General features: G+C 46.6%; 20 protein-coding genes. 4 read left to right on the plus strand and 16 right to left on the minus strand.

The window, feature by feature from the left end; genetic code table 11:
- Positions 1–262: 262 nt before the first annotated feature.
- From BTW00_RS12560 to BTW00_RS12575, 4 genes are all read right to left on the minus strand, one after another.
- A complete protein-coding gene (locus tag BTW00_RS12560) occupies positions 263–1279 on the minus strand; it encodes a cell division protein ZipA C-terminal FtsZ-binding domain-containing protein (protein WP_075107694.1) in 1017 nt (338 codons plus the stop codon).
- 215 nt (positions 1280–1494) lie between these two features.
- Positions 1495–5439 (minus strand): AAA family ATPase, encoded by a 3945-nt coding sequence (locus tag BTW00_RS12565; RefSeq protein WP_075107695.1) that lies wholly within the window; start codon positions 5437–5439, stop codon positions 1495–1497.
- Between the two features lie 66 nt (positions 5440–5505).
- Positions 5506–6447, minus strand: a complete 942-nt coding sequence (locus BTW00_RS12570; protein ID WP_075107696.1) for a hypothetical protein — start codon at positions 6445–6447, stop codon at positions 5506–5508.
- Between the two features lie 50 nt (positions 6448–6497).
- Positions 6498–7301, minus strand: coding sequence for a sulfite exporter TauE/SafE family protein (locus tag BTW00_RS12575; protein ID WP_075107724.1), 804 nt, complete (start codon positions 7299–7301; stop codon positions 6498–6500).
- 166 nt (positions 7302–7467) lie between these two features.
- On the opposite strand from BTW00_RS12575, the gene BTW00_RS12580 reads away from it, so the two are divergent.
- Together BTW00_RS12580 and BTW00_RS12585 are read left to right on the plus strand one after the other, a co-directional pair.
- Positions 7468–8442, plus strand: coding sequence for a biotin--[acetyl-CoA-carboxylase] ligase (locus BTW00_RS12580; protein ID WP_075107697.1), 975 nt, complete (start codon positions 7468–7470; stop codon positions 8440–8442).
- Positions 8443–8500: 58 nt separating this feature from the next.
- Entirely contained in the window at positions 8501–9229 is a 729-nt protein-coding gene (locus tag BTW00_RS12585) for a pantothenate kinase (protein WP_075107698.1), read from the plus strand.
- 135 nt (positions 9230–9364) lie between these two features.
- Here BTW00_RS12585 and BTW00_RS12590 read toward each other — a convergent pair whose 3' ends face one another.
- From BTW00_RS12590 to BTW00_RS12645, 12 genes are all read right to left on the minus strand, one after another.
- Positions 9365–10552: an isovaleryl-CoA dehydrogenase gene (locus BTW00_RS12590; protein ID WP_075107699.1), complete on the minus strand. Its 1188-nt coding sequence runs from the start codon at positions 10550–10552 to the stop codon at positions 9365–9367.
- A gap of 204 nt (positions 10553–10756) precedes the next feature.
- Positions 10757–11692, minus strand: coding sequence for a hydroxymethylglutaryl-CoA lyase (locus BTW00_RS12595; RefSeq protein WP_075107700.1), 936 nt, complete (start codon positions 11690–11692; stop codon positions 10757–10759).
- 14 nt (positions 11693–11706) lie between these two features.
- Positions 11707–13827, minus strand: coding sequence for an acetyl/propionyl/methylcrotonyl-CoA carboxylase subunit alpha (locus BTW00_RS12600; RefSeq protein ID WP_075107701.1), 2121 nt, complete (start codon positions 13825–13827; stop codon positions 11707–11709).
- A 70-nt stretch (positions 13828–13897) separates the two neighbouring features.
- On the minus strand, positions 13898–14692 hold the full coding sequence (locus BTW00_RS12605; RefSeq protein WP_075107702.1) for an enoyl-CoA hydratase/isomerase family protein: 795 nt from the start codon (positions 14690–14692) through the stop codon (positions 13898–13900).
- Positions 14693–14713: 21 nt separating this feature from the next.
- Positions 14714–15451, minus strand: coding sequence for a hypothetical protein (locus BTW00_RS12610; protein WP_075107703.1), 738 nt, complete (start codon positions 15449–15451; stop codon positions 14714–14716).
- A 45-nt stretch (positions 15452–15496) separates the two neighbouring features.
- The gene (locus BTW00_RS12615; RefSeq protein WP_075107704.1) at positions 15497–17107 is read right to left on the minus strand and encodes a carboxyl transferase domain-containing protein; all 1611 of its coding nucleotides are present in this window, start codon (positions 17105–17107) and stop codon (positions 15497–15499) included.
- Positions 17108–17235: 128 nt separating this feature from the next.
- Positions 17236–19014 carry an AMP-binding protein gene (locus BTW00_RS12620; RefSeq protein ID WP_075107705.1) on the minus strand — a complete coding sequence of 593 codons (1779 nt, stop codon included), beginning with the start codon at positions 19012–19014 and terminating at the stop codon, positions 17236–17238.
- A 305-nt stretch (positions 19015–19319) separates the two neighbouring features.
- Entirely contained in the window at positions 19320–20570 is a 1251-nt protein-coding gene (locus BTW00_RS12625) for an FAD-dependent oxidoreductase (RefSeq protein ID WP_075107706.1), read from the minus strand.
- A 330-nt stretch (positions 20571–20900) separates the two neighbouring features.
- The gene (locus BTW00_RS12630) at positions 20901–21632 is read right to left on the minus strand and encodes an amino acid ABC transporter ATP-binding protein (protein ID WP_075107725.1); all 732 of its coding nucleotides are present in this window, start codon (positions 21630–21632) and stop codon (positions 20901–20903) included.
- 174 nt (positions 21633–21806) lie between these two features.
- Entirely contained in the window at positions 21807–22478 is a 672-nt protein-coding gene (locus tag BTW00_RS12635) for an ABC transporter permease subunit (protein WP_075107707.1), read from the minus strand.
- Positions 22475–23221, minus strand: a complete 747-nt coding sequence (locus BTW00_RS12640) for an amino acid ABC transporter permease (RefSeq protein ID WP_075107708.1) — start codon at positions 23219–23221, stop codon at positions 22475–22477. Before BTW00_RS12640 ends, BTW00_RS12635 begins: the two co-directional genes overlap by 4 nt.
- An 89-nt stretch (positions 23222–23310) precedes the next feature.
- A complete protein-coding gene (locus BTW00_RS12645; protein WP_143506617.1) occupies positions 23311–24297 on the minus strand; it encodes a glutamate/aspartate ABC transporter substrate-binding protein in 987 nt (328 codons plus the stop codon).
- Between the two features lie 407 nt (positions 24298–24704).
- Here BTW00_RS12645 and BTW00_RS12650 point away from each other — a divergent pair, with 407 nt between their 5' ends.
- Entirely contained in the window at positions 24705–25685 is a 981-nt protein-coding gene (locus BTW00_RS12650; protein ID WP_075107710.1) for an Hsp33 family molecular chaperone HslO, read from the plus strand.
- Positions 25686–25828: 143 nt separating this feature from the next.
- Positions 25829–26716 carry a hypothetical protein gene (locus BTW00_RS12655; protein WP_075107711.1) on the plus strand — a complete coding sequence of 296 codons (888 nt, stop codon included), beginning with the start codon at positions 25829–25831 and terminating at the stop codon, positions 26714–26716.
- Positions 26717–26745 lie beyond the last annotated feature (29 nt).

Below are 26745 nucleotides of genomic sequence, written 5' to 3' on the forward strand. Positions count from 1 at the left end.
GGGACAGGACTCTTTTTTGCCGCTTCATCGTTAAAAATAAGCGCTTAGAGTGACTAAACTTATTATTTTTAACATCGAATCGCCTAAAAAATAGTCGCTGTCAGTGCCATGGTCGAATGTTCAACACGCCCTAATATTTTGCAGAAACTATAGCCCATTAAAAAAGGCAAATAACGTGAATCGCTATTTGCCCTTTTTAAAACTCTATAATTGTTTATAGCAGTTGATTTACTTAGCCTTCGAGCTATTCGCCTTTAAGCTTTTAGCCTTCATAGTCACGAACTTGGTTACGTAGCTGCTGCTTGTATTCAGGCGTGATTGGTTGGTTCTCTTCATCGAGCATAATCGCGTCAAGATCGCTTGCCATCATATAAGCAATGCTCATCATGCTATCGAAGCTGCGCACGGCTTGTGGATGTGGCAATGATAAAAACATAACGATGCCGTTATACGTGTTGGTCGCGACACTATGCGGATCAAAGGGCGCGATACCACTGTCGGTGATACCCATCATGCTAAACCACAGCATACCCGTGCCGTCTTTTTGCTCATAGCGATGGAACATATTCATCGCGCCATAGCGTAGACCATATTTATCAATCAATGCTAGCAGATCATGACCACGGATAATCGCGGTTGGACGATCGCGATATTGGTGCGGCAAGATGGTGATATTAATGTTGTCTTTGGCATTGATCAAGGGACCGTTTTGCGCGTCATCGCCTGACTCTGATAGATGCTGATCGAGTATCGGACTGTTGTTGTCAAAGCTTGGCTCTTCTGCGGTATCAATCGATGGCATCAGGCTATCTGTTGCTGACATGAGGCTAGAGAATGCATCAGGCTCTTGCTCGATATGCATCTGCTCAGCCGCTTCTGCAAACTCAGCATTATCAGCGCGACGTTGCTCTTCTTGCCAGCGCGCATAGTCCTCATTGTCGACGACGTCGTGACCTTCATCCGCCATAGTGTCACGCTCAGCAGTCAGCTGGGCATCGACACTGGTATGAGTCTGCGTCAATGGCTCTTCTTCAACGACAGCATTCAGATAAGTGCGGTCAGGGCCAATGCTCGTCTCGCCAGCAACCGTATCATCAAAGTCTGGCTGATCAACGATATTGCGCTCATGACGCGGTATGATGGGAATACCGTTTTTATCATAATTGACCGCAGCAGCTTCAGCACCATTACGGCGCTTAAAACTGCGAATGACCATAAACAGCCCTGCGAGCACGATAAACGCGGCAATGGCAATCAATACAAACTGAATAGCGGTCATGATAAATACATCCTAGTATATATAACAAAAGGGAATACACAAACGAGCATAAATGGCAATATTCTAGCATGGCTGACCCATGTCGTCACCACATTGTGTACTTTATAACCAGTATGCTGGACTGAGGTCAAGCATATTTGTATTTATGCCGATGGATTGATTATATTTGCATCGCTTTGATTCTCATAGCGCTTTTAATTTTGGCTTTTTTAGTCTTAGCTCTCTACATAACGCGCGGCTTCATCGAGCGACACACTGACTAGGGTAGAAATACCTGCGCTTGGCATGGTGATGCCTTTTAGCTCATCGGCAATCTGCATCGTCAGTTTATTATGACTGATAAAGATAAACTGCAAATCATCTGCCAGCTCATGAATCAGGCTAGTAAAACGCGCGACATTGGCATCATCGAGTGGCGCATCGACTTCATCAAGCACACAAAACGGCGCAGGATGCTGCTTAAATATTGCAAAAATCAGGCTAAGCGCAGTCAGCGTTTTTTCACCGCCCGAGAGTACGGCTAAGCGACTATTGCGCTTGCCCTTTGGCTGCGCCATCAAGGTAAGCCCTGCCCGCCATTGCTCCGACTTTGGCGTATTGGCTGGCATCTCGTCTGTGTTCAGTGTCAGACTGGCTTGCCCGCCGCCAAACACTTTAGCAAACAAATTGGCCAGCTCATTATTGACCGCATCGAGCGTCTGCATAAATAGCGTCTTGGTCGTCTCATCGATCGAAGCAATCGCTTCAGTCAACGTTTGCATACTGGCGGCGATATCGGTGGTCTGCTGTTCGAGTGGCTCCAAGCGCTCATTGACCTCGGCCAACTCCGCGACAGCAGCAAGATTGACAGCGCCAATCTTACTTAATTGCTGGGTCAGCTTGGCACGTTCGGACGCAAGCTCAGCGATTTTGTCTGGGCGCACACGGCGATCATGAGCGATAAAATCTGCCAGCAAGTTTGAGACACTCATGGTTTGTTGCGTATGCTCTGATGCCGCATTATATTTCTCACTTACTCGAGTATAAGCATCTAGAGCGCTTTGGGTATGTCTACTTGCATCCTCCAAACGCGCGGCACTTAATGCTAACTCAGTTGCATGCTGTGCAAGTTCGCTTTGCTGCTTTTGCAAGGTATTTTGCAACGTATCAAATACCGTCTGCTGCTCAGCATACGTTTGCTTTAGCGCTGTGAGCGCGCTATCACGCTCGCTCAATAACGCTTGCTGCTCATCGCGCGTTGTCTGTGCGCTATGCAGTGCGGCTTGCAGCTCGGGCAGTTTAGCTTGCTGCTGCTTGTGACGCGCCTGTAGACTCTGCTGATTCTCTAATGACTTATCATATTGCTCGGTTGCACGCGCCAGACTGCTCACACGATGCTCTAGGCGCATCTCATACTGCTGAATACGTAGCTGCAGTGCCTGCCAAGCCTCATCATCGGCTTGACGCGCGCGGTGTAGCTCGCTGCGCTCAGATTGTAATTGCTGATTGGTCACTCGTGCCTCTACTATTTGCGGCGTGACTGTGGCGATCTCGCGTTCGATATGCTGCTGCTCATGAATAAGTATCTGCGCCTCATGCGCAAGCTCTTGCTTTTCTTGCTCAAGCGCTACTTTATCAGCGTTTAGGCGTTGGCTATCCGCTTGCAAGCGCTCAGCGTTGGCTCGCTCGGTCGTCAGTTGCTGCTGGTATTTATGCTTATCACGGGTTAATTGCTCAGCTTGGGCGCGCGTTTCTTCTAGACTGACCATCAATGCGTCATAGTCACGCTGGTGTTTTGCGATGGATTTTTGCTGATTGTCGATGCTCAACTCTAGCTCACCGAGCAGGTCCTCTAGCGTTTGCAAACGCGTGCGCTGCGCCAAACGCTGGGTGAGAAACTGACTGCTGCCCTCGCTTTGATCGTCTTGCGCGCCCGCAAGCTTACTCAAATTAAGCGTGCCTTGACAACTAATGACCCAACCATCAGCAGTCAGTAGAAGTGCTGATGACGGTAATGACTTTAAGACATCGGCAAACACGTTAATATCATGCTCACTAGTAGACTCAAACTGCGCTGTGTATAGATAACACTGCTGCCATAGCGCAAGCGCAGGCTGCGCAATCAGCTGTGATAATGGCAACACTTTATCAGTTAAGCTCTCTGGTAAGTCGCTGATAAAGGCACTGTCTCTGGTTTTATTTTGCTTCGCAGGCAACCATAGGCTATGACCCGTTGCTAGTGTTTTTTCTTCTGTACTGGCTGAGGTGTTTTGTACGGTTTGATAAGTCAGTAAATCAGTAATGTCATGTTCAAGTACTTGCCACAAACTCAAACTATTGGCTTTTTGATCCGCATCATTCATATGATCAGCACGTGCTGAATTGGTGTGGCTTGCAATTAATACATGGCTATCTATCCATAACGCTAAAACACTATCGAGTAGCTGTGCGTGCGCTTGCCCTGTCGCACTCAGTTCAATCTGCTCTCGCAGCGTGGCAATGGCCAATTGCTGCGTATTTACAGCGCCACTATCGGTGTTATTTGTTACAGCTGCTTTGTTTTGAGAGTTTGTTATAGGCTTAGGGTGCAATATCTGATGCAAAGTGTCGTATTCACCTGCCAGCAGCGCATGACGTTTTTCATCATCGCTCAGCTCGCGTTGCTGCGTGTTCAGTCGCTGCTGCAAATGATGCGCTTGCGGCTGTATCTCAGACAGACGTTCATCCACACCCTCTCGTTGACGCTCAATCTGCTGTAGCGTTGTGCTCAGTTCAGTGACTTGCTGCGCTAGCGCTTGACTTAGGTCGTGCTTATCCGCTGCCTGACTTGCATCAGCACTGGCACTAACAGCATTAGTATTATCAGATGGCGCTATAGACTGCTGCAATTGCTGCCAGAGGTTTTGCCAATTTTGCTCGCGGCGTTGCCACTTATCATCGCTTTGCTGGTGACGCTTTTGTGCTTGAGTATTAATCGCCTGCTGCTGCTCAAGCGTCCGAGCCTTGTCTTGCAAGCGTGATAGCTGGTTTTGCGCATCATGCCACGCGCGCTGCAATGGTTGCTCATTACGCTTATAATTGTCGCGCTTGTGAGTCAGCTCAGCGAGCTGTGGGCGTAACCTCTCTAATGCTTGCTGCTGCTCAGCTTGTTCAGTGTTAAGCCGCTCGATATCAGCGAGTGATTGCTGGCGCTGCTGCGCCAAGTAAGACAGTTGCTGCTCTATCGCCATTAGTTGTGAGGTGACATCACCTAATTGATGCTCAGCGTTTTGGTAGCCCAGCTGCTGCTCGTAATGCGCGCTTTGGGCATCATCTTTGAGCCATTGCTCTTGGTTAATACGAGCGGTGAGCTTATCTTGCTTTGCCTTTAGCGTGTCATAATCCGCTTGCAATGTTGACACTTCAGCCGTACTGCGCTCATGTATGATTTTTTGCTGCTGATGCTGCTGCTTGGCCTGATAGAGCTGCTGAATGGCAAGCTGCTGCTCAATATCAGCCAAGCTTAGAGAGGTTTCTTCGTGACGCTGCGCGCTCGCTGCCTGTTTGGACAGTGCCTTTTGTTGGCGGAGCAGCTCGCTTTGCATATCGTGCAGACGCGCCAGATTGTCTCTTGTCTTTTCAAGCTTTTTTTGTGTCTCTTCGCGGCGCGCCTGATAGCGCGACACCCCAGCCGCTTCTTCGATAAACTCGCGCAATTGCAAAGGACTTGACTCAACAATCCGCCCAATCATGCCTTGCTCAATGACCGCATAACTACGCGCACCCAACCCTGTTCCCAAGAACACATCGACCACATCGCGGCGACGACAGCGCGTACCATTGATAAAGTAATCTGAGCGGCCGTCTTTATTTACCTGACGGCGAACGGACAGCTCTTGGTACAAGTTAAGCTCATGGCGAATACCCGTTTGCTCATCTTGGGTATGCTCAAAGGTCAGCTCAACGCTGGCAACGCTCTTGGCCGTTTTATCCTGCGTACCGGCAAAGATGACATCACTCATCGCACCGCCGCGCAGCTGCTTGGCGGAGGTCTCACCCAGCACCCAGCGTATGGCATCAATCACATTGGATTTGCCGCAGCCGTTTGGCCCGACGATGGCGGTGATACCATGACGAAAGGTAAAGGTCGTTGGATTGGCAAAAGATTTGAAACCTGCCAGCTTTAAGGATTTTAAACGCATGAATAGTCAGTTGATATGGCGAAAACAGGCGGCTATTCTACCTGAAATTGTCGTGAGTTTTTAGGGTTAAACGTCTAAGTGCATAAACGATTTTGCCTTCAGGCTCTGATGAAACCCATGTAGCAGTTTTTGCTCGACTTGGCTGACGTTGTTTTCTGCCAAGTAGCGCTGATTGAACTCAATCAATGCCGACCACGTGATACTGGCCACTTGTAGATGATCGACGATTTCTAACAGCTCTGGTCTTAATAGATGCTGATACTTCTTGGGTCTTTTGTGACACAGTGCCAGCTCTCGGTCGGCTAAGCGCTGCTTATTGTGCTCTAGCTCACTGCCACCGATGAACAACAACAAAAACTTTGCGCCTTTATCAATAAAGCCTTTATCAAGTAAATGCTCATACATCACGCAGTACTTGAGCAGCTGATCTGGGTTTTTTCGACCATTAAATTTCAATTCATTGGCGACCAGCACATTCGCCTGATGGTTGTAGGCCAAGTTGTCCATATACATCGCTTTTAGCTCGGTGCTGGCCTCAAACAATCCGCTGTTGCCATGGGTTGACCATGATCCATTTGGCTCAAAGGCGATGAATTGCTGATAAAATGAGTCTAAGTAGACATCGCTACATAAACTCAAAAAGATATCGAACTCTTTGTTGAGATACTCTTCAGAAAAAAACATGACACGGCGGGTGGCTTCTCTCGGATGACAGATACCGACCCTTTGTGTTGAATAGGTCTCTAGCTGCTCAGACTCATGCATCTTTGCAGTGAGCTTTTTGATGACGGCGTGTTCGACCTCTTCCAGATTTTTTCCTGCTAGCTCTGGATCGATTGCCCATTCGATGATTTGGCGTACATATTGCTTTTTGGTAATTCCAAGAATTTGCTTTGGCTCCCACGCCAAAAACTCTACCATATTGGTAAGACCAGTCGTCCATGATAGCTGATCTTTCAAGTGACTCACCGAGCCAAAGACACGGCGATATTTTTCTGCTGCTTTCATACTAAGAATGTCTCATGGTTTACATTTTTTACAACAAAGATGTGCCGTGATTACAACACACCCAATCCACTTAATAACAACTGCCCTCCTGCAAATATCAATAATACGCCAAACGCGCGCTTGAGCATCAAGGCAGGCAATACATGAGCGAGTTTGGCACCCACTTTTGCCATTGCAAAGCTCGCCGCCGAAATAAATAAGAATCCGGTGACGTGGACAAACCCGATGGTGCCCTCGGGCAGATTAACCACATCTTGACCAAACCAGGCAAACCCAGCCGCGCCAGCTAAGGCAATGGGTAGACCGCACGCCGCTGACGTACCGACCGATTGCTTCATCGGCAGTCCCGCCCAGTTCAAAAACGGTACGGTCAAACTACCACCGCCAATACCGAAGATAGACGACGCCATACCAATGCCCGTACCTGCGCCAAACTGCACCCCAGCAGGCGGCAACGGCTTACCCACTTGCTCTTTGTTAGAAAAGAACAGCATTTTTAGCGCAACCAATAGCGCACCGACCCCAATGATGGCTTGTAGCGCCTGACCATCAATCATATCTGCGATACCAGCGCCGACCAAACTTCCGATAACCAAACCAAGCGCCATCTTGCGCCACACTTCCCAGCGGACACCGCCGCGTTTATTGTGAGCCGTCAGTGAGCTGATCGAGGTCACAACAATGGTCGCAAGAGACGTACCAATAGCTAGGTGTGTCACCACCTCTGGCGAAAAGTCGTACGCGGTAAAAATCCAGACCAGGGCGGGGACGATAATCATGCCGCCGCCCACGCCAAACAAGCCTGCACTGACACCTGCAAATGCCCCTGCAATCACAAACCACACATATAACATCATAGAACAAACCTTTTATAATACTGGCCTAGTATTAATTTTATTGCCTACCTACTGGTTTCTTAGCGCACTTAACTGTATTTGCCAAATCTCAACGTGACCTTTATGCTGTCTTTGGTAACCGCTTAGTATATCAAAGTTTCCCTTAACCACATCGATTAAACTTATGCCACCACTCACCAATTCTTCTCCCGCTTTATCCGAGCTTAACCACCGCCACGTTGCCAGTAGCGCCTCAACCAATAGCGAGCTGATCGAAGCGTTGCAAGATGGGTCGTTAGATATCGCAGCCGTACACGTCTTGACCGCAGAAACCCAAAGCGCTGGACGTGGACAACATGGGCGCTCGTGGCAGTCGCCGCGCGGCAATGTCTACCTGTCGTTGTACCATCCGGTGCATATGCCAGTTAGTGGTTTATTGTCTTTAATTATTGGCCTTGAGCTGGCAAAAATGCCTGTTATCCAAACCGTAAATCAGCAACTACAAGCGCAAGGTCTGACGCCAATTGGGGTGAAATGGGCAAATGACTTAGGGTTTTATCAGAGTCAAGCCAATCATCATTCTGAATTGGCGCACTCTGCACCCGATGGTTCAGCTTTAGACAGCGCCATCTCACTTCAGCGCACATTGCCCTTTCAAAAGCTCGCTGGCATCTTAATAGAACCCGTGACCAAATCTGGCAAGCTGGTTGGTGTGGTACTAGGCATTGGGTTGAATGTAAAAGCTGCGCCAACGCTCACCGCGCAAACCTCTGAGGGGATGAGTTATCAGGCGATCAGCTTACAGGACATCCATGAGTTGCTACATCCAGAAGTGGCATCTACCACGAGCCTGCCAGACCTACAAACGCTGTATCAGCAGATGAGCAAAGCACTGATGGCGGCGATGACCCGCTTTGAGCATTTGGGTATAGAAAAACCAACAGGTCATACGTACTATTTAGATGGATTTTTGCAGCAGTTTGCAGCGATGGATGCGCTAGCCGGTCTGCGTTTACGTGTTACCCAAGACTATAATAATGAGAAAAAAGTCATGACGGGAGTCGCTTGCGGTGTCGATACTCATGGGTGTTTGCAATTACAGCAAGATAACGGTAAGATTTCTACGCTTTTTACTGGACGTATTGACGTTATTTATTAGGCTTAACCACCAAACTGACGAGCACCATCATTAACGAGCGCTATATAAAGGGATTTTTATGCTCTGGCTTGATCTTGGCAATACCCGCCTAAAATACTGGCTGACCGACGATATCGGGCAGATAGTCTCACATGATGCCAAGCAGCATCTGCAAGCACCCGCTGAATTACTCATGGGTCTGACTGACCGCTTTGAGCGTTATGCGCCCGATTTTATTGGTATCTCATCCGTACTGGGCGATGCGCTAAATGCCCAAGTATCAGAGACACTGAGTCGTTTGAACATTCCATTTGAGTTTGTCCATGTTGATGCCGCGCATGCGCTTATGAAAAGTGCTTATAATGACCAGCAGCTCGGCTGTGACCGCTGGCTACAGATGCTCGGCGCCGTCGATAAGAAAAAACGCCAATGCGTGATCGGCTGCGGTACGGCGGTGACGATTGACTTGATTGATCACGCTGAGCATTTGGGTGGTTATATCTTCCCCAGTATCTACTTACAACGCGAGTCTCTGTTTTCTGGAACCAAACAAATCACTATCTCTAACGGTACATTTGATAGTGTTAGCCAAGGCATGACCACCCAAGATGCGGTGCACCGCGGTATCTTGCTCTCTATCGTTGGTGCGGTTAATGAGATTAGCCGTCGTCACCCAAACTTTGAAGTGATCATGACAGGCGGCGATGCAGCCACTATCTCTCAGCATGTCAATCGCCCCGTACGCTTGCGCGATGATTTATTATTAAATGGTCTGGCACGGTATTTTGATTATCGTAATAAGCCATAATCCATCATAGATAAGCCAATATCATACTGTCACACTGACAAAAAAAGCAGCACGTTTAAAGCGTGCTGCTTTTTTATTAGATACTTTTCTCTTTTATAAGGTCAAAGCTTTGCTAGCTACTGCCCTAACCCTTTTTTATTTGGTCTCGTTAAACAGCTCACGACCGACCAGCATACGACGAATCTCGCTAGTACCTGCGCCAATCTCATACAGCTTAGCATCGCGCCAGTAGCGACCGAGTGGATACTCGTTGGTATACCCATTACCGCCAAATATCTGAATGCCCTCACCTGCCATCCATGTGGCTTTTTCGGCGCACCATAGAATCACGCTTGCACAGTCTTTTCGCACTTCTCGACTATGACCAGCGCCGCCCGCGTCCAACATATCGAGGTTTTTACCCACGGTGTATAAGAAGCTACGACCTGCCTGCAAAATAGTATACATATCAGCCACTTTGCTTTGGATAAGCTGAAACTCACCAATTGCTTGACCAAACTGCTTGCGCTCATGGATATAAGGGACGACATTGTCCATCACCGCCTGCATGATACCGATAGGCCCTGCCGCCAAGACGGCACGCTCATAATCTAGGCCACTCATGAGTACCTTAACGCCTTCATTGAGACCGCCCAAGATATTTTCACTTGGTACGGTGACATTGTTAAAAGTCATCTCACCCGTATGGCTACCGCGCATGCCAAGCTTGTCGAGCTTTTGCGCGGTACCAAACCCTTCCATACCTTTTTCTACGATAAAGGCAGTCATGCCTTTGGCACCCATCTCAGGACTGGTCTTGGCATAGACCACCATCACATCCGCATCAGGACCATTGGTGATCCACATTTTGCTACCGTTCAAGATGTAATTGCCGTCTTTTTCTTCGGCTTTGAGCTTCATGCTGACGACATCTGAGCCAGCGCCTGTCTCACTCATTGCCAATGATCCAATGAATTCACCACTGATGAGCTTTGGCAGATATTTCTGCTTTTGTGCTTCAGAGCCGTTGCGTTTGATTTGGTTAATGCACAAATTAGAATGCGCACCATAGCTAAGCGCCACCGATGCCGATGCTCGGCTAATCTCTTCCATCGCCACCATATGAGCGACATAGCCCATGTTGGAGCCGCCGTACTCTTCAGGAACGGTAATGCCATGTAAACCCAAATCGCCCATTTTTTGCCACAGATCCATAGGGAATTCATCGCTACTGTCAATCTCTGCTGCACGCGGGGCAATCTCATTGGCCGCAAACTGCTGTACGACATCACGTAGCGCGTCAATATCTTCGCCAAGCTGAAAATTCAATCCGGGTAAACTCATAACCATTCCTTGTTTTTTGAGGTTTTATTTTTGAAAATTTACGTTTTATTTTGCCTAGTTTATAAGCGATTCTAATCAGAGAAGTACCTTTATCATGATGTACTGCTAGGATAATTTTTCTTGCTTGCTGTGCCTTCGCAGACAGAGGCGACGAAAATTTATCCTAGCAGCACTGTATTCCTTTTATGATAGGTATAATTATAATTAAGACTGACGTTTATTAATCAAAGCCCGTGCCACATTTGAGCCATTTGGACGCTTTAAAAACCCACTAATACGCTCGCCTGCCACGACCAATTTTTCCAAATCGATACCCGTGCTGATACCCATGCCATGCAGCATATATACCACATCTTCGGTCGCGACATTGCCCGTTGCGCCTTTGGCATACGGACAACCACCGAGGCCCGCCACCGAGGTATCAAATTCGCTGACCCCCATTTGTAGCGCGGCTAAGGTATTGCTGAGTGCTTGACCGTAAGTATCATGAAAGTGACCTGATAACATGGCAATATCAGCATACTCAAGGGCTGCTTGTAGGGCGCGCTGCACTTTGAGGGGTGTACCCACACCAATGGTATCAGCAATGCCAATCTGCTCTGAACCAATCTCAATCAACCGCTTGGTGACATAAGCGACTTGGCTAGGGTCAATCTCGCCTTCATAAGGACAACCAACGGTACAAGAGATAACGCCGCGTACTTTGATACCTTGCGCTTTTGCCGCAGCGGCAACGGGCGCGAAACGCTCAATGCTTTCATCAATACTACAATTAATATTTTTCTGACTAAAAGTTTCACTGGCTGAGCCAAAAATAACGATTTCATCAGGACGATGCAAGACGGCATTTTCAAAGCCGCGCATATTGGGCACTAGGACTGAGTAACAAATATCTGTCTGACGTTTCTTCTCAAGTGCTTCAAGTAGCGCGCTATTATCGCCCATTTGTGGCACCCACTTTGGCGAGACAAAACTGGTCGCCTCCAGTTTTTTAATCCCTGCGTCAATTAAATCATTGATAAGCGTTTGCTTAACCTCAGTCGGTACCGTCATGGATTCGTTTTGCAATCCATCACGCGGACTGACATCGACGATGGTGACATGGCTTGGATACGAATGGTCTGGATACGGAATATTCATTTTTATAATCCTTTTTACTGACTCTCTTCACTATCGATGCGCAGTAACTCATCACCATCAGCAACCGAAGCACCTGCAGCAAATAACAACTCTGCCACCACACCATCTGTTGGCGCGGTAATGGTATGTTCAATTTTCATGGCCTCAATGACCGCAAGTGGTTCGCCTTTTTTCACAGTATCGCCAACAGCTACTTTGAATGCAACGACTTGACCTGGCATCGGTGATTTTAAGCTACCAACCGCTGCGGTATCCTCACCCACATGCGCCATCACATCAATCAGGGTAATCTCATCGCGTCCGCTATCTGTGAACACATAAACTGTCTCATTATTAACCCAGCTCTGCGCACTGATACGTGCACCCTCTAACCATAAGGTATGATTGTGCGCATCACTGCTATCATAGCTGACTTGCCCTTCATAAACCGTTTCAGTCTGAGCTGCGACATTGATATTGCTATCATCCTGCGTATTCGCGACTTCTTTACCAATGACAAGCGCAAAGCTACTGAGATTCTCGCTACCTTTTTTATTGTCAAAGCAACTCACATTGTGCCAATTGCTGATACGAGCAATATATGACTGCTCATTATAAATGAGGCTAAATGAGCGAGTGTAATCGCTATAAGCACGGAACCCTGTCGGCTTACTAAAGGGGTCGTTGTCTATCTTTTGTAATACGGCTTCGCTCGCAAGCTGCTGCGTAATAGCCGTCACCACAAGCGTCGATAATCCAAGCGGATGCTGATCAAACAGCTTGTCCTGCTCACGCTCTATCAATGCCGTATCAAGATTGGCGTTGCTAAATGAGTCGGTATTTAAGATATAACGCAAAAATGCCACATTATTTGGTAGACCCACAATACGCGTCTGCGCCAATGCTCGATCTAGTCTCGCCAACGCTTGCTCGCGTGTGGGTGCGTGGACGATAAGCTTGGCAATCATAGAATCGTAGAAGGGACTGATGACATCACCCTCGCGTACGCCATCATCGATACGCACATCAGCGCCGTTTTTATCAATGACAAAGGTGCTGTGCTCAGGCTTCTGGTAGGTAAACAACGTTCCTGTCGCTGGTAAAAAATTATTGTCAGGGTTTTCAGCACAGATACGCGCTTCGATCGCATGACCATTGATCGTCAAATCGTCTTGCGATTTTGGCAATGGCTGACCCGCAGCGACCAACAGTTGCCACTCGACCAAATCCACACCAGTAATGGCTTCGCTGACTGGATGCTCAACTTGCAAGCGCGTGTTCATCTCCATGAAATAGAAATTCATCGTGCCTTCGCGCTGCTCCACAATAAACTCAACCGTGCCTGCCCCAACGTAATCAACCGCACGTGCTGCTTCGATGGCGGCTGTGCCCATCGCTTCACGCATTGAGGTATCTACGCCCGGTGCCGGCGCTTCTTCTAATACTTTTTGATGGCGACGCTGCACGGAGCAATCACGCTCAAACAGATGCACGTAATTGCCATGCGTATCGCCAAATACTTGGATTTCGATATGACGTGGTTTGAGCGCATATTTTTCGATCAACACTTGATCATTGCCAAAACTGGTAATTGCTTCACGGCGGCACGAGTCTAATAGATCGACAAAATCGCTGCTTTGCTCAACGATACGCATGCCTTTACCGCCGCCGCCTGCACTCGCTTTAATCAATACTGGATAACCAATAGCATCTGCTTGCTGCTGCAAAAACTGGGCGTCTTGATTGTCACCATGATAGCCGGGTATCAGCGGCACGCCAGCGGCCTCCATCAAGCGCTTGGACTCAGATTTGCCGCCCATGGCGCGAATCGCCTCAGCAGAGGGTCCGATAAACACCAAACCAGCCTCTTGGCAGGCCTGTGCAAAATCGGCGTTTTCACTCAAAAACCCATAGCCTGGGTGGATGGCCTCAGCACCTGTTTGCTTAGCGATGGCAATAATGGCATCGCCTTTGAGATAGCTGTCTTTCGGTGCCGAACCGCCTAGATAGATCGCTTCATCACAGACCGCCACGTGCTTGGCACTGCGATCGGCATCAGAATACACCGCGACGGTACTGACGCCCAGACGCTTAGCAGTCGCGGCCACTCGGCAAGCAATTTCACCACGGTTGGCAATTAGAATTTTAGAAAACATAACTATCCCTGTATCTTGTCGTTATTATTTGACGTCTTGTCTATTTGTCCGTTTATCTATTCGTTTATCGTTAGTCTGCTGTCAACCAATCAGGCTTGCGCTTTTGCAAAAATGCTTGCACGCCCTCCTTTCCTTGTGTTGATGAGCGAATATCCGCAATACCTTTTACCGTATCAGCAATCAGCTCATCAGTAATGGGCGCGCCTGCTATATCATGTAATAGCTGTTTGCAGGTTTTGACCGCATCGGGGCTGTTCTTGACGACCTTGCTACAGAATGCCGCCACTTCATCATCCAGCCACTCTTCGCTCACGCGCTCGTGAATAAAGCCAAGCTGACGTGCTTTTTTGGCATCAAACACCTCTGCACTTAAGAAGTAACGCTGCGCAGCTCTAGCGCCCATCGCTCGGATGACATAAGGACTGATGGTCGCAGGCGCCAAGCCCAAGCGCACTTCGCTCAGGCAAAAATTGGCAATTTTGACAGCGATGGCCACATCACAGACGGCAACGAGACCCATACCACCTGCATAGACATCGCCTTGGATTGCCGCAATCGTCGGCTTGGGACATTCATAAATCGTCTTGAGCATTTGCGCCAATTTATCCGCATCCGCTAGATTTTCTTCATAGCTATAGTCCGCCATGGCGCGCATCCAATTAAGATCAGCGCCCGCACAAAATGCTTTACCAGCAGCGGCTAATACAATGACACGTACGTCATCGTTAGCACCTAATTTGGTAAATACATCAGTCAGCTCGGCAATCATCTCATCATTAAAAGCATTACGTATTTCAGGACGGTTCAATGTCACCGCCGCCACGTGCTGCTCAACGCTGACCAGCAGGCTTTTATAATTGTTCATAAGTATTCCATTATATTAAAACTACTTTTTACGCAACGCTTCAATACGATTTAAAACTGAAGTTGCATTTGAATTCTCACCATCTAGATGATTCAGCGCTACCAACCTTTTACAAGCCGTTTCCAAGGAAGATAAAGCAAAGAACAACTCATCATTTTGATCTATTTTTTCTTCAGAAGACTCTAATCTTTCAATAACAACTATAAAATCTTTTAAGATTGCTGAATATATTCTCTTACTAGTTTCATTATCGTTCGTTTTTTCATGGATGATTGCTGACTTAATCATGCCATCACCAACTAAAGCATAATTCGTGTTGAAAAAGTTCAGAATTATATTCGCATAAATATCCGTAGCACTTAATTCATAGTCAATTAAGTCTTTATCCGATAAATAATGTACAACATTAAACGCTAAGCCTCTTAGATTCTCACTAGCAAAATAAACCGACGCTGAACGAACTGTTGAGTTTTTAGGTAAATACAGAGAAAATTCCTGAATTGCATTAAGACATGCAGCGAGCTCATCTAGATTATTCTCTAATTCTTCTTTTGATAAAGAAGTAATAAATTCAACTCTTTTTTGAATGTCATCCAACTTCAGATTGATGATCTCTTGTTCTGTCAACTCGTCGTTACTTATCATACTGTTGTTTTCCGAATAGCTATTTGTTTTCTCAAAAGCAAGCTCACTATGAGCACTATTAATATATCCAATTACCATAAACAGGAGTGTTAAAACCTTAATAGATTTAGACATAACAAATTTATTCTTAATAATATTTCAATAGAGAGTGTATATAAATTACATTCTAAAGACACCAAACGTCGTCTCTTCAATCGGTGCGTTATAGGCAGCGCTCAGTCCCAATGCCAATACATGACGGGTATCAGCAGGATCAATCACGCCATCGTCCCACATGCGCGCGGTGGCATAATAGGGATGACCTTGCGCTTCATACATTTCACGAATTGGCGCTTTAAATGCCGCTTCATCCTCGTCACTCCACGCCTCACCCTTGCGATCAAAGTTATCACGCTTGACCGTTGCCAAGACCGAGGCTGCTTGCTCACCGCCCATGACAGAGATGCGTGCATTTGGCCACATCCATAAGAAACGCGGACTGTAAGCACGGCCACACATACCGTAGTTACCCGCGCCAAACGAGCCACCAACGATGACGGTGAATTTCGGTACTTTGGCATTGGCAACTGCCATCACCATTTTGGCACCGTGGCGGGCAATGCCTTCGTTTTCGTATTTACGCCCAACCATAAAGCCTGTGATATTCTGCAAAAATACCAATGGAATTTTGCGTTTACAACACAGCTCGATGAAATGCGTGCCTTTTTGCGCCGACTCACTAAATAGAATGCCGTTATTAGCGATGATACCCACAGGCATCCCTTCGATATGAGCAAATCCACACACCAGCGTCGTACCAAAACGCGCTTTGAATTCATCAAACGCACTGTCATCAACGATACGGGCGATAATTTCTTTGATATCAAATGGCTTGCGCTTGTCCGTCGGAATCACGCCGTACAGCTCTTTGGCGTCATAACGTGGCGGCTTGGGCGTAATTTGATTAGGAATGTGTTTGGCAGGACGATTCAAATGACTGACGATATTACGAGCGATTGATAACGCATGAGTATCGTTTTGTGCTAAGTGATCGACCACGCCTGATAGCCGCGTGTGCACATCGCCGCCGCCCAAATCCTCTGCGGTCACTTCTTCGCCTGTTGCGGCTTTTACCAGTGGAGGCCCACCCAAAAAGATGGTGCCTTGCTCTTTGACAATAATAGACTCATCGCTCATGGCAGGCACATAGGCACCGCCAGCCGTACAGCTACCCATGACCACCGCGATTTGCGGAATACCTGCCGCACTGAGGTTGGCTTGATTAAAAAAGATACGGCCAAAATGCTCTTTATCAGGAAACACATCATCTTGGTTCGGTAAGTTAGCACCGCCTGAATCCACCAGATAAACACACGGCAAATGATTTTCTTGTGCAATTTCTTGAGCGCGCAAATGCTTTTTGACCGTCATTGGATAGTAGGTGCCGCCTTTTACCGTGGCATCATTACAGACAATCATACACTCAATACCATTGATACGACCAATACCAGCAATCACGCCAGCCGCTGGAATCTCTTCGCCATACATGTCATGAGCGGCCATCGGTGCTACTTCCAAAAACGGCGTACCCACATCAAGCAAACGCTCAACTCGCTCGCGTGGTAGTAGCTTGCCACGTGCTAGATGCTTGGCACGTGCGCGCTCTGAGCCGCCTTGGGCGACTTTACGCAAGTGTACATACAGGTCATCGACGATCGCTTGCATCGCCGCACTGTTTTGCTGAAAGTCGCTTGAGTTTGGTCTCAGTTTACTGGTTATGATAGCGCTCATGATATCCCTTTTTCTTTGATACATAGATACGTAAATGCGAGTAGCTTTTATATGAATGATGCCAACTGCTATTTTTTAAGTATGACTCACATAGTTCATCTTTAGTGTTTTAGAGCTTATAAATAGGCTTACGACAAACCCAACTCTTCTTTCATTTGCTCAATGATTTTATACTTTTGAATCTTGCCCGTGATGGTCATGGGATACTCAGTGACAAAGCGATAGTAAGCAGGCACTTTATAATGAGCGATATGCTCGCTGCAGAATTCACGGACTTCCTCTTCCGTCAAGCAGCCCGGCTCTTTAGGAATAATCCACGCCGCCAGCACTTCACCATAACGCTCGTCGGGTATCCCAACGATTTGCACATCGCGAATTTTTGGATGACGATAAAGGTAGTTTTCGATCTCGACTGGATAGATGTTTTCACCACCGCGAATCACCATGTCTTTACTCCGGCCGACGATTTTCACATAGCCGTCTTCATCCATCGTTGCCAAATCACCCGTGTGCATCCAACCATCTTGAATGGCTTCTCGCGTTTTAAAACGGCTACCCCAATAGCCTTTCATCACTGAATAACCACGCGTGAGTAGCTCGCCAGTCTCCCCGATAGGCACAATCTCGCCCGTCTCAGTGTCGATCACTTTTACCTCAAGTGCAGGCTGTACCAATCCTACGGTCGAGACTTGCTTCTCAAGAGGGGTGTGCTCATTGGTCTGGCAAGAGACTGGACTGGTCTCTGTCATACCATAGGCAATGGTGACCTCCTTCATGTGCATCTTGTCGATGACGCGGCGCATGACCTCAATCGGACAGCTGGAACCTGCCATGATGCCTGTACGCAAACTGGATAAATCAAAGTTTTCAAATTCAGGATGGTCAAGCTCGGCGATAAACATCGTCGGCACACCATGTAGACCTGTACATTTCTCTTCTTCAACCGCTTTTAATACCGTCAACGGCTCAAAGCCATCGTTTGGATAGACGATACAACCACCGTGCGTGAGAATCGCGAGATTACCAAGCACCATGCCAAAGCAATGATACAACGGTACTGGAATGCACAGTCTGTCAGCTTCCGTGAGATTCATGGCCTCACCAATGAAGTAGCCGTTATTAAGAATATTTCGATGGCTCAGCGTCGCGCCTTTTGGTGTGCCTGTCGTGCCACTAGTGAACTGCACGTTGATGGCATCAGTATTTTTGAGCTTAGCTTGACGCTCGGCCACGCGTGGATCGTTGGCGTCGCCTTCCGCCATCCATGCAGAGAACTTTTGCATGAAACCAAACTCCTCATCAGAGTCTGGCTCATCAATCCAAATGATACGTTCAATCGTTGGAATCTCAACCAAATCAAGCTGGGTATAATCTTTGTGATAAATCTCAGGACAGAGCTCACGAATCAGGCTGGCATAGTCACTGGTTTTAAAATGGCGCATAAGCACAAGTGCCGAGCAGCCGAGTTTGTTCAAGGCATATTGCAGCTCAAAGGTACGGTAGGCAGGGTTGATATTGACAAGGATAACGCCGACTTTTGCGGTGGCCAATTGCATCAGCAACCATTCAGCATTGTTGTGTGACCAAATCCCGATGCGATCGCCAATCTCAAGCCCCATTTCAATCATACTACTGGCTAGCTGATTGACCTGCTGCTGTAGCTCACGATATGTCCAGCGAATATTTTGATGACAGACGACCAGCGCTTCACGATCTGGATATTTGGACACAATGGCATCAAAAAAGTCGCCGATTGTCGCTTCAATCAGCGGCACATCAGGACCTTTATCATAGCTTTGGGTGAGCGGCGCATTTACTGAACGTGCGCCCATATTGATACTAGGGATATTATCTAAAATAGCATCGAAATCAACGTGAGTCGCATCGAAATTAGAATTTTGAGTCATAACGAGTCCTTTCGTTTTACTTTTTATAGTATTCATAGATAGTGCTGATTAATCGCTGGCGAGCAAACCTTCTTCCTTGATTCGGTCTGATATAGTATTCAGCTACTATAACGCTATAAATGAAAGCATGTCAACAATATCAATACGGTATGTATCATTTAATTGGTTATTTAAAGACCTTGATTAAAAAAAGATACCACAAAAACATGGCAGGTTTTTGAAATAAAAAAGCCAGCCACATCATAAGGAATGGGCTGGCTCAATCAGTAACGTGATCTTTTAAACTTGCTTTTTAAACAAGTCTATCAGGATGCTTTGGGAGTGGCAGGCGCTTTGATTGTCACCGTTGCGCTCACTGCATCAGTGTCATCTAACAAGTCCATGATGAGTTCATCATCGCTTTCCGTCTTCACTTGCCAATTCCCAACCGCGTTTGGCACACCCGTTACCATCACCGAAATCGCTTTGTTCTTTAGGCGAATCATTGGTGGTTTATGATCATAACCGCTGTGCTCGTGCCCTAAGATATCATCAGCGATGGTCGCAGCCTGTGCGCGTAATGGCGCCACATAACGACAGGCAACCCCATTGATCGACATACAATCACCAATGGCATAGATGTGTGCAGTGTCGGTGCGCAATGTCGATTCATCAACCACAATACCCGTACGACGATCGAACTCCACGCCCGCTGCCGCTGGTAATTGCTCATCAACGGTCAGACCCGTACTGGCAATCACATGGTCTACGATCAATGGCTCAGGTTGCTCTACATCTGCATTATCTTCAGTTGAGGCAAGCGGTGCGTAGTCTACTTTTAGCTTTTCGGCGTCGCTGCTGTCATTAATACGAGTGACGGCTGACACTTGATAACCACCCAAAAATTGAATGCCTTGTGACTCAATCGCTTTGGCAATACGTGCCGTCGCTTTGGCTGGTAGCATTTGTGATAATGGCGCATCATTCAAATCAATCAAGGTCACTTGATGACCTGCTTTTAGCAAGTCTTCCGCGATTTCTGTCCCGACCATACCAGCGCCAACGACGGCAACGTGCTGACTACCGGTTGCCAGCTTTTCTTGTAGCTGACCGAACTGCTTGATATGATTGACATGCCAGACCAAATCCTCTGGCAAGCTTTTGGGGAAAATAGGATGCGCACCCATCGCCAGCACCAACTTACCATAGCTGATCGTCGCATAATCCGTGTGGGCTGGATCTGGTCTATTAGCAGAGATAAGCTGTAACTGCTGGGTGGCCGTATCAATATCTGTGACCTGTGTATCGGCAAGCAAGGTCACGCCTGCGGTTTTTGCCGCATCGCTACCAGATGCCCGTACCAAGTCTGATGCGCGCTTGTTTTGGCTGATCGCCATGGTCAGCATGGGCTTATGATAGCGATCGCCACTATCGGAGGTGATCAAGGTAATCGGAATATCTGCATCTTTTGCACGAATCGCATCAATCACATGCCAGCCTGCCAAGCCTGCACCAATGATGACAACGCCATTTTTTGATGAGGTTGCCGATGCTACAGATAGATTGTCTACGCTCATAAAAACTCCAATATGGTTTATGAATTATTCTAATTATCAACAAGGATGGCAGCCATTGTATCAGTAAACAGACATGCACTCACCTATCTAACCGTATAACCAATCACATATTCATCTATAGTCGAACCACTATTAAAGTGTTACAGCGTTAGACTCGTTTAGCCTACTACTGTAGTACTTGCACTCGTCTGCCTTGTACCACTTTTAATATTGATTGACTATAAACCAAATTGCTAGATTAACGCCCATAAAAAAGCGCCTATTAATAGACGCTCTTTATTGATGATTTCATTTATGTTTGAAGCACTAGCATCAATACAGCCAAGGTGATTAATGATTCAAAATCTTCGATAAGAACATCTGCGCACGATCACTTTTTGCACCTTCAAAGAATTCGTCTTTACTACAGTTCTCAACGATATGCCCTTCATCCATAAAGATAATGCGATTGGCAACCTGACTGGCAAAACCCATCTCATGGGTCACGCACATCATGGTCATGCCCTCACGCGCCAGCTCGACCATGACGTCAAGCACCTCTTGAATCATCTCAGGATCGAGCGCTGAGGTTGGCTCATCAAAGAGCATCGCCACAGGATCCATTGCCAGTGCGCGGGCAATCGCGACGCGCTGCTGCTGACCGCCAGAGAGCTCGGCTGGGTATTTTGCCGCTTGTACCGTCAGACCAACGCGGTCTAGATACGCCATGGCCTTTTGCTTGGCCTCACTTTCTTTACGGCCCAAGACCTTAATCTGAGCCACTGTCAAATTGTCAATAATGGTCAAATGCGGAAACAATTCAAAATGCTGAAACACCATGCCGACACGGCTACGTAATTTAGGCAGATTGGTTTTTGAATCACCGACAGAGATGCCGTTGACCATGATGTTACCTTTTTGAAAAGGCTCAAGTCCATTGACTGTCTTAATCAGCGTCGATTTACCACTACCTGAAGGGCCACAAACGACGACCACGTCCCCTTTATGCACGTGCGCCGTACAGTCAGTTAGTACTTGAAAGTCGCCGTACCATTTGCTGACATTGGACATTTGAATGACCATCTCATCCGTCGCATGACCATTGTTAGTCACCAGTCCACCAAAGGAATTTATGTATGTATCAGCATTGCTCATCACTGGCTCCTAACCACATTATTATCGATAGCCATCGTTTAAAAATTAAATCAAAATACCAAACCACAATCTTAACGCTCAAAATCCTAAGCGAGACATCTATTAAAATCGCAAGCGTTTTTGTAGCTGCTGCACGCCCATAGACGCACTTAAGCTAATCACAAAGTAGACAGCGCCAGCCCCTAAGATATAAGGGGTGAGTAAGCCCATGAGCTCACCGCGGACGTAGGCAGCGCGGAAAAAGTCGGTCAAACCAATGGCGAATACCAACGTCGTATCTTGGAACAAGATAATACACTGCTGCAAAATCAGCGGTAGCATTTTGCGAAAGGCTTGCGGCAAGATGACCAGACGCATGGTCTGCCCGTAAGTCATGCCAAGCGCTTTGGCAGCATTGACCTGACCGCTACCGATCGATTGAATACCTGCACGCACCACTTCTGAAAAGTAGGCAGCCTCAAACATCATGAAGGCCACCACACAAGAGGCAAACGCGGCATTGATTTGTAGATACTTACCTGCTATCCAAAAATAAATCATCGGTACAGCAAAATAAAACCACAGTAGTACCAAGAGCAGCGGCACTGAGCGGAAATAGTTGACGTATAGCCTAGAAGGTACTTCAAGCGCTTTGATACCAGACAAGCGCATCAACGCCAATACGGTACCCAAACTAATACCACCAATAATTGCCAAGAACAGCACTTTTAAGGTGGTGATCATACCGCCCATCAAACCAGGATAGGCTGTTGCCAATTCGGTCATCATACTCATTTCTGACCTCCTGCAATCAGCCCCGGCACGCGCAGTTTGCGCTCGATCAGTCCCATTATCGCGATTAAGGACAAGTTAAATACCAAGTAAATAATCGTCGCGTAGGTATAAATCTCAATACTGTTCTGCGTGTATTCACTGATGGTTTTGGTTTGACTGATCAGCTCCATTACCCCAACGAGCGAGGCGACAGAGGCGTTTTTGAAGCAGTTGGTCAACTCCGAGCTGAGCGGCGGCAAGATAATACGAAAGGCTTGTGGTAGCAGCACTTCTTTATAGACTTGCGGAATACTAAAACCCAGTGCATATGCGGCATTGGTCTGTCCGTCAGGTAGGGATTCAATCCCTGTACGAACTTGCTCAACGATACGAGCAGCAGTAAATAAGCCAAGACCGATACTCGCTGACAGCATGGCTGAGGTATTCGGCGACAAGTCCTTATACCACCATTCTTGTATCGTGGGCGTGAGCCAGCCGGGTGCGATGTAAAACCAAAAAAACAGTTGTACTAGCAGTGGAATATTGCGAAAGAATGTCACATAAGCCGTACCAATCGCTCGCGCCGTCTTGCTCGGCAGCGTGCGCATGATACCAAAGATGGTACCGACGACCATGGCGATGGCCCATGCGATACTGCCGATTAATAGCAGCCAGCCAAGACCAGTAATCATCCAATGGATATAAAGCTCGTTACCGATACCAGTTTGCTCAAAGAGCACACCCCAGTTCCAGCTATAATTCATGGTTGTCTCTCCCAGCAGCGATTCATAAGCCTATAGGTCAGACACATAATATCTGACCTATAGGCAAGCCATATTGAGGGACAAAGAGCTTATTGAGGGGTCGCCGTTTTTGGCTGAGCACCGTCATGCGGATTGGCAATCAACGCTTTTAAGTTGTCAGACATCTCGAAGTTTAGATTGACGTTTTTCGGTGGGACTGGGTTCAAGAACCATTTGTCATAAATGCTATTGATTTCGCCTGAGCTAAAGACATTATTTAACGCTTCATTGACGACGGCTTTGAATTCAGGATCGTCTTTACGCATCATACAGCCATAAATCTCAAACGATTGTGGCTCACCAACGATAACCCATTCATCAGGATTTTTTGCTTTGGCTTTTTCGCCTGCGAGCAATACATCATCCATCATAAAGGCATCAGCACGACCATTTTCTAACATCAAAAAGGCTTCGCCGTGATCTTTTGCTGAGATGATATTCATATCCATATTGTTGTCAGCATCGTATTGACGGATATAACGCTCTGAGGTCGTACCTGCCGTGGTGACTAGGGTTTTACCTTTCAGGTCTTCAAAATTCTGAATACCAGAGTCTTTTTTGGTCAACAGACGCGTACCAATCTCAAAGAAACCATTAGAGAATGCCACTTGTTTTTGACGCTCTTCGTTGTTGGTGGTTGAGCCACACTCAAAATCCACCGTACCATTTTGAACCAATGGGATACGCGTTTGTGAGGTAATCAAGTTATAACGGACGTTGAGATCTGGCATGTTTAGCTTTTGCTTAACGGCTTCGACGACTTTCATTTCTAAATCGTGTGCATAGCCGATAGGCTGATTAGGATCATCAGCAATATAAGAAAATGGAATAGAGGAGTCACGGTGACCGACGACGATGGTGCCAGAGTCTTTGATTTTTTGTAGCGTGCCGTTGGTATCCGTGGCAGCAGCTTCTGTCGTGGTGGCATCATCTGCAGCTGGCGCTTCGGCTGTGGTCTGGCTACTGTTGTTACAGCCAGCTAAGCCCAATGCCATAAAGGCCGCCAAAGTCAACGGTTTAGAAAATAAGTGGGTCATGGAATACATCCTTTTATCACAAGCTTTTATCACAAGATTGAATGAGTGCTTTGAAGACACGAGTCTGATTGACCGATCTCATTGCCCCGCATCCGTACGGTTGTTGCTGTTGTTTGTCACAATGCAACTCAATGTTACTGTACAACAAATTTGTGTTAGATGGTAAGTTTTTTTTAAAGGAAGTGATATTTTGGAATATATTTATTTTTTACCTAAAAGCCGCTGGTTCCCAATTACTACATCACTATAGAAATAGACAGATAGCTGACTCATTCATACCTAGATTTGTCCCTCATTGATACATGTAATCAAGAAAACATTGTGATCATAATATTGTGGTTGCTACGATTGATAAATTGGCCATAGTCCCCATAAAGCTAACAACTTCCTAATACTACAAATGACTTATGACACAAGATACTCAAGTCCCGAATACGGACAGCCAAACTGCTGGCACTCATAGCGACAACGACATACGCCAACGTTTTTTTATTGAAGATTCGCCCGTGCGCGGTGATGTGGTACGCCTATCACGCAGCTACGCCAGCACGATTGCCCAAAAGCCCTACCCTGAAGCCATCAAACGCTTATTGGGCGAGATGCTGACGGCGGCAAGTTTGCTGATCAGTACCGTTAAAATTAACGGTCGTCTCTCTATCCAGTTGCAATCATCAGACAGCGATAGCTTGCTGAATTGGGCGATGGCAGAATGCGATCAAGACGGTATCATCCGTGCGCTTGCCAGCTGGAAAGGCGAGACGGATGAGCAAGTGCAGGCTTGGGACAATATGATCCATGCCAAAGATGCCTTTGCTGAGCTGGGTGCTATGGGACAAGGGGTATTGTTCATTAATATTCACCCTGAAGGTGGCGAATCGTACCAAGGTATCGTTGAGCGTAGCCATGACAACTTGGCAGATTGCTTGGCGCATTATCAAAAGCAATCAGCACAGATTCCAACGCTCATTAACCTAGCATCTGATGGCTTGCAAGCGGGTGGTATCTTGGTACAGATGTTACCGCGTACTGCAGAAGAAACGTCTGAAGTTGAGCAGAACCAAGATGCGGGTATCGACGATGATCTATGGACACGTCTAAGCGTGTTGACGCGCACGGTCAAGGCAGAAGAGCTGACGACATTGGATGCCAATGAGATTCTGTATCGCTTGTATCATGAAGAAAACATCGTCGCCCCTGAGCCTGCGCCTCTAGCCTTTGGCTGCACCTGCTCACGCGAGAAGTGTGAGATGGCAATCGAGCAAATCGGTGAAGCGGAAGCGTTAGACATCGTCGAAGAGCAAGGCGGTACGTTTGAGATGGATTGCGGATTCTGCGGTGAAGTCTATAAATTCAACAAAGATGATGTAGCAGCAGTATTTGCTGATTAGTTTTTTATCTCTAAGCATCAGCCCTCATAAAAACCCCTCAAGTGTGATGCTTGAGGGGGTTTTTTTGGAGAAGTGCTATTATGCAAGAAATATCTTTGTTTTTTTATTCTATTCACTTTAGATAAATATGGGTTAGGTTAGACATGAAAAATTCAGAAGTGTTAGATAGTGACGGAAGTGTTAGGTTTCCAAAGAGAACAATGTGGATAAGCTTCTTAATTCTGTTAGCTATGGGAGCTATGATATCTCTTTGGTTCAGCTTCAGCGAAACTAACGATTGGTCTAATATATCACTAGGTGATATTGGTGCTATTCTTTCTGGAACATTCACAGCATTAGCTTGGTACTGGTTTATTGAAGCTTACTTACTACAAAGTAAAGAGTTAGCCTTACAACGTAAAACCTTGGAAACTCAAGTTGAAGAACTAAAGCATTCTGTGCGTGCGCAACAAGGTTCTGAGCAGGCTCTTCACATCCAGTCAAACGCTCTCACAAGGCAGTTATCGATCACTGAAAAGCAATTCACTGACTATCAAGAAGAGAAAAAGAGAAGTGTTCCCAACTTTATATTAATAGATACTCCATATCATACAGTTCAAGCATATGATGAAAAAACTGGTTCTAGTTATCAAGATGAAGAGTTTCTAAAACTATCATCCACTACAAATCTAAATAGTGTAACTTTTGATTGTTATATTGCATTCAAAAATATTGGCGCTGAGTGTAAAATAAGCCATATTGATGTTAGCGATCTTAGCATCTCCAATAGTAGTATGGATTTTGATCATAAACTGTTTTTTAAAATAGATTCTAGCAACAATACTATTGCTCATATCAATATTACTTTAAACATACTAGCTAAAGATTCATCAACATTAGAAATTGGAGATTTATATATACTTTACCGCAAACCTGAGATGGTTTTTAATCTAGAACTATTTTATAGTCAGGACAAGCTATCTTCCTCTGACAGTTATAGACTATCTATAAACGAACAGGAGTATAACCTAACTAAAAAGAATGAAGATTAATTTACTCTAATATAAAGTGTAGTTCGAAA

The organism is Psychrobacter sp. C 20.9 (assembly GCF_001921765.1).
GTDB classification, from domain to species: Bacteria; Pseudomonadota; Gammaproteobacteria; order Pseudomonadales; family Moraxellaceae; genus Psychrobacter; species Psychrobacter piscatorii_B.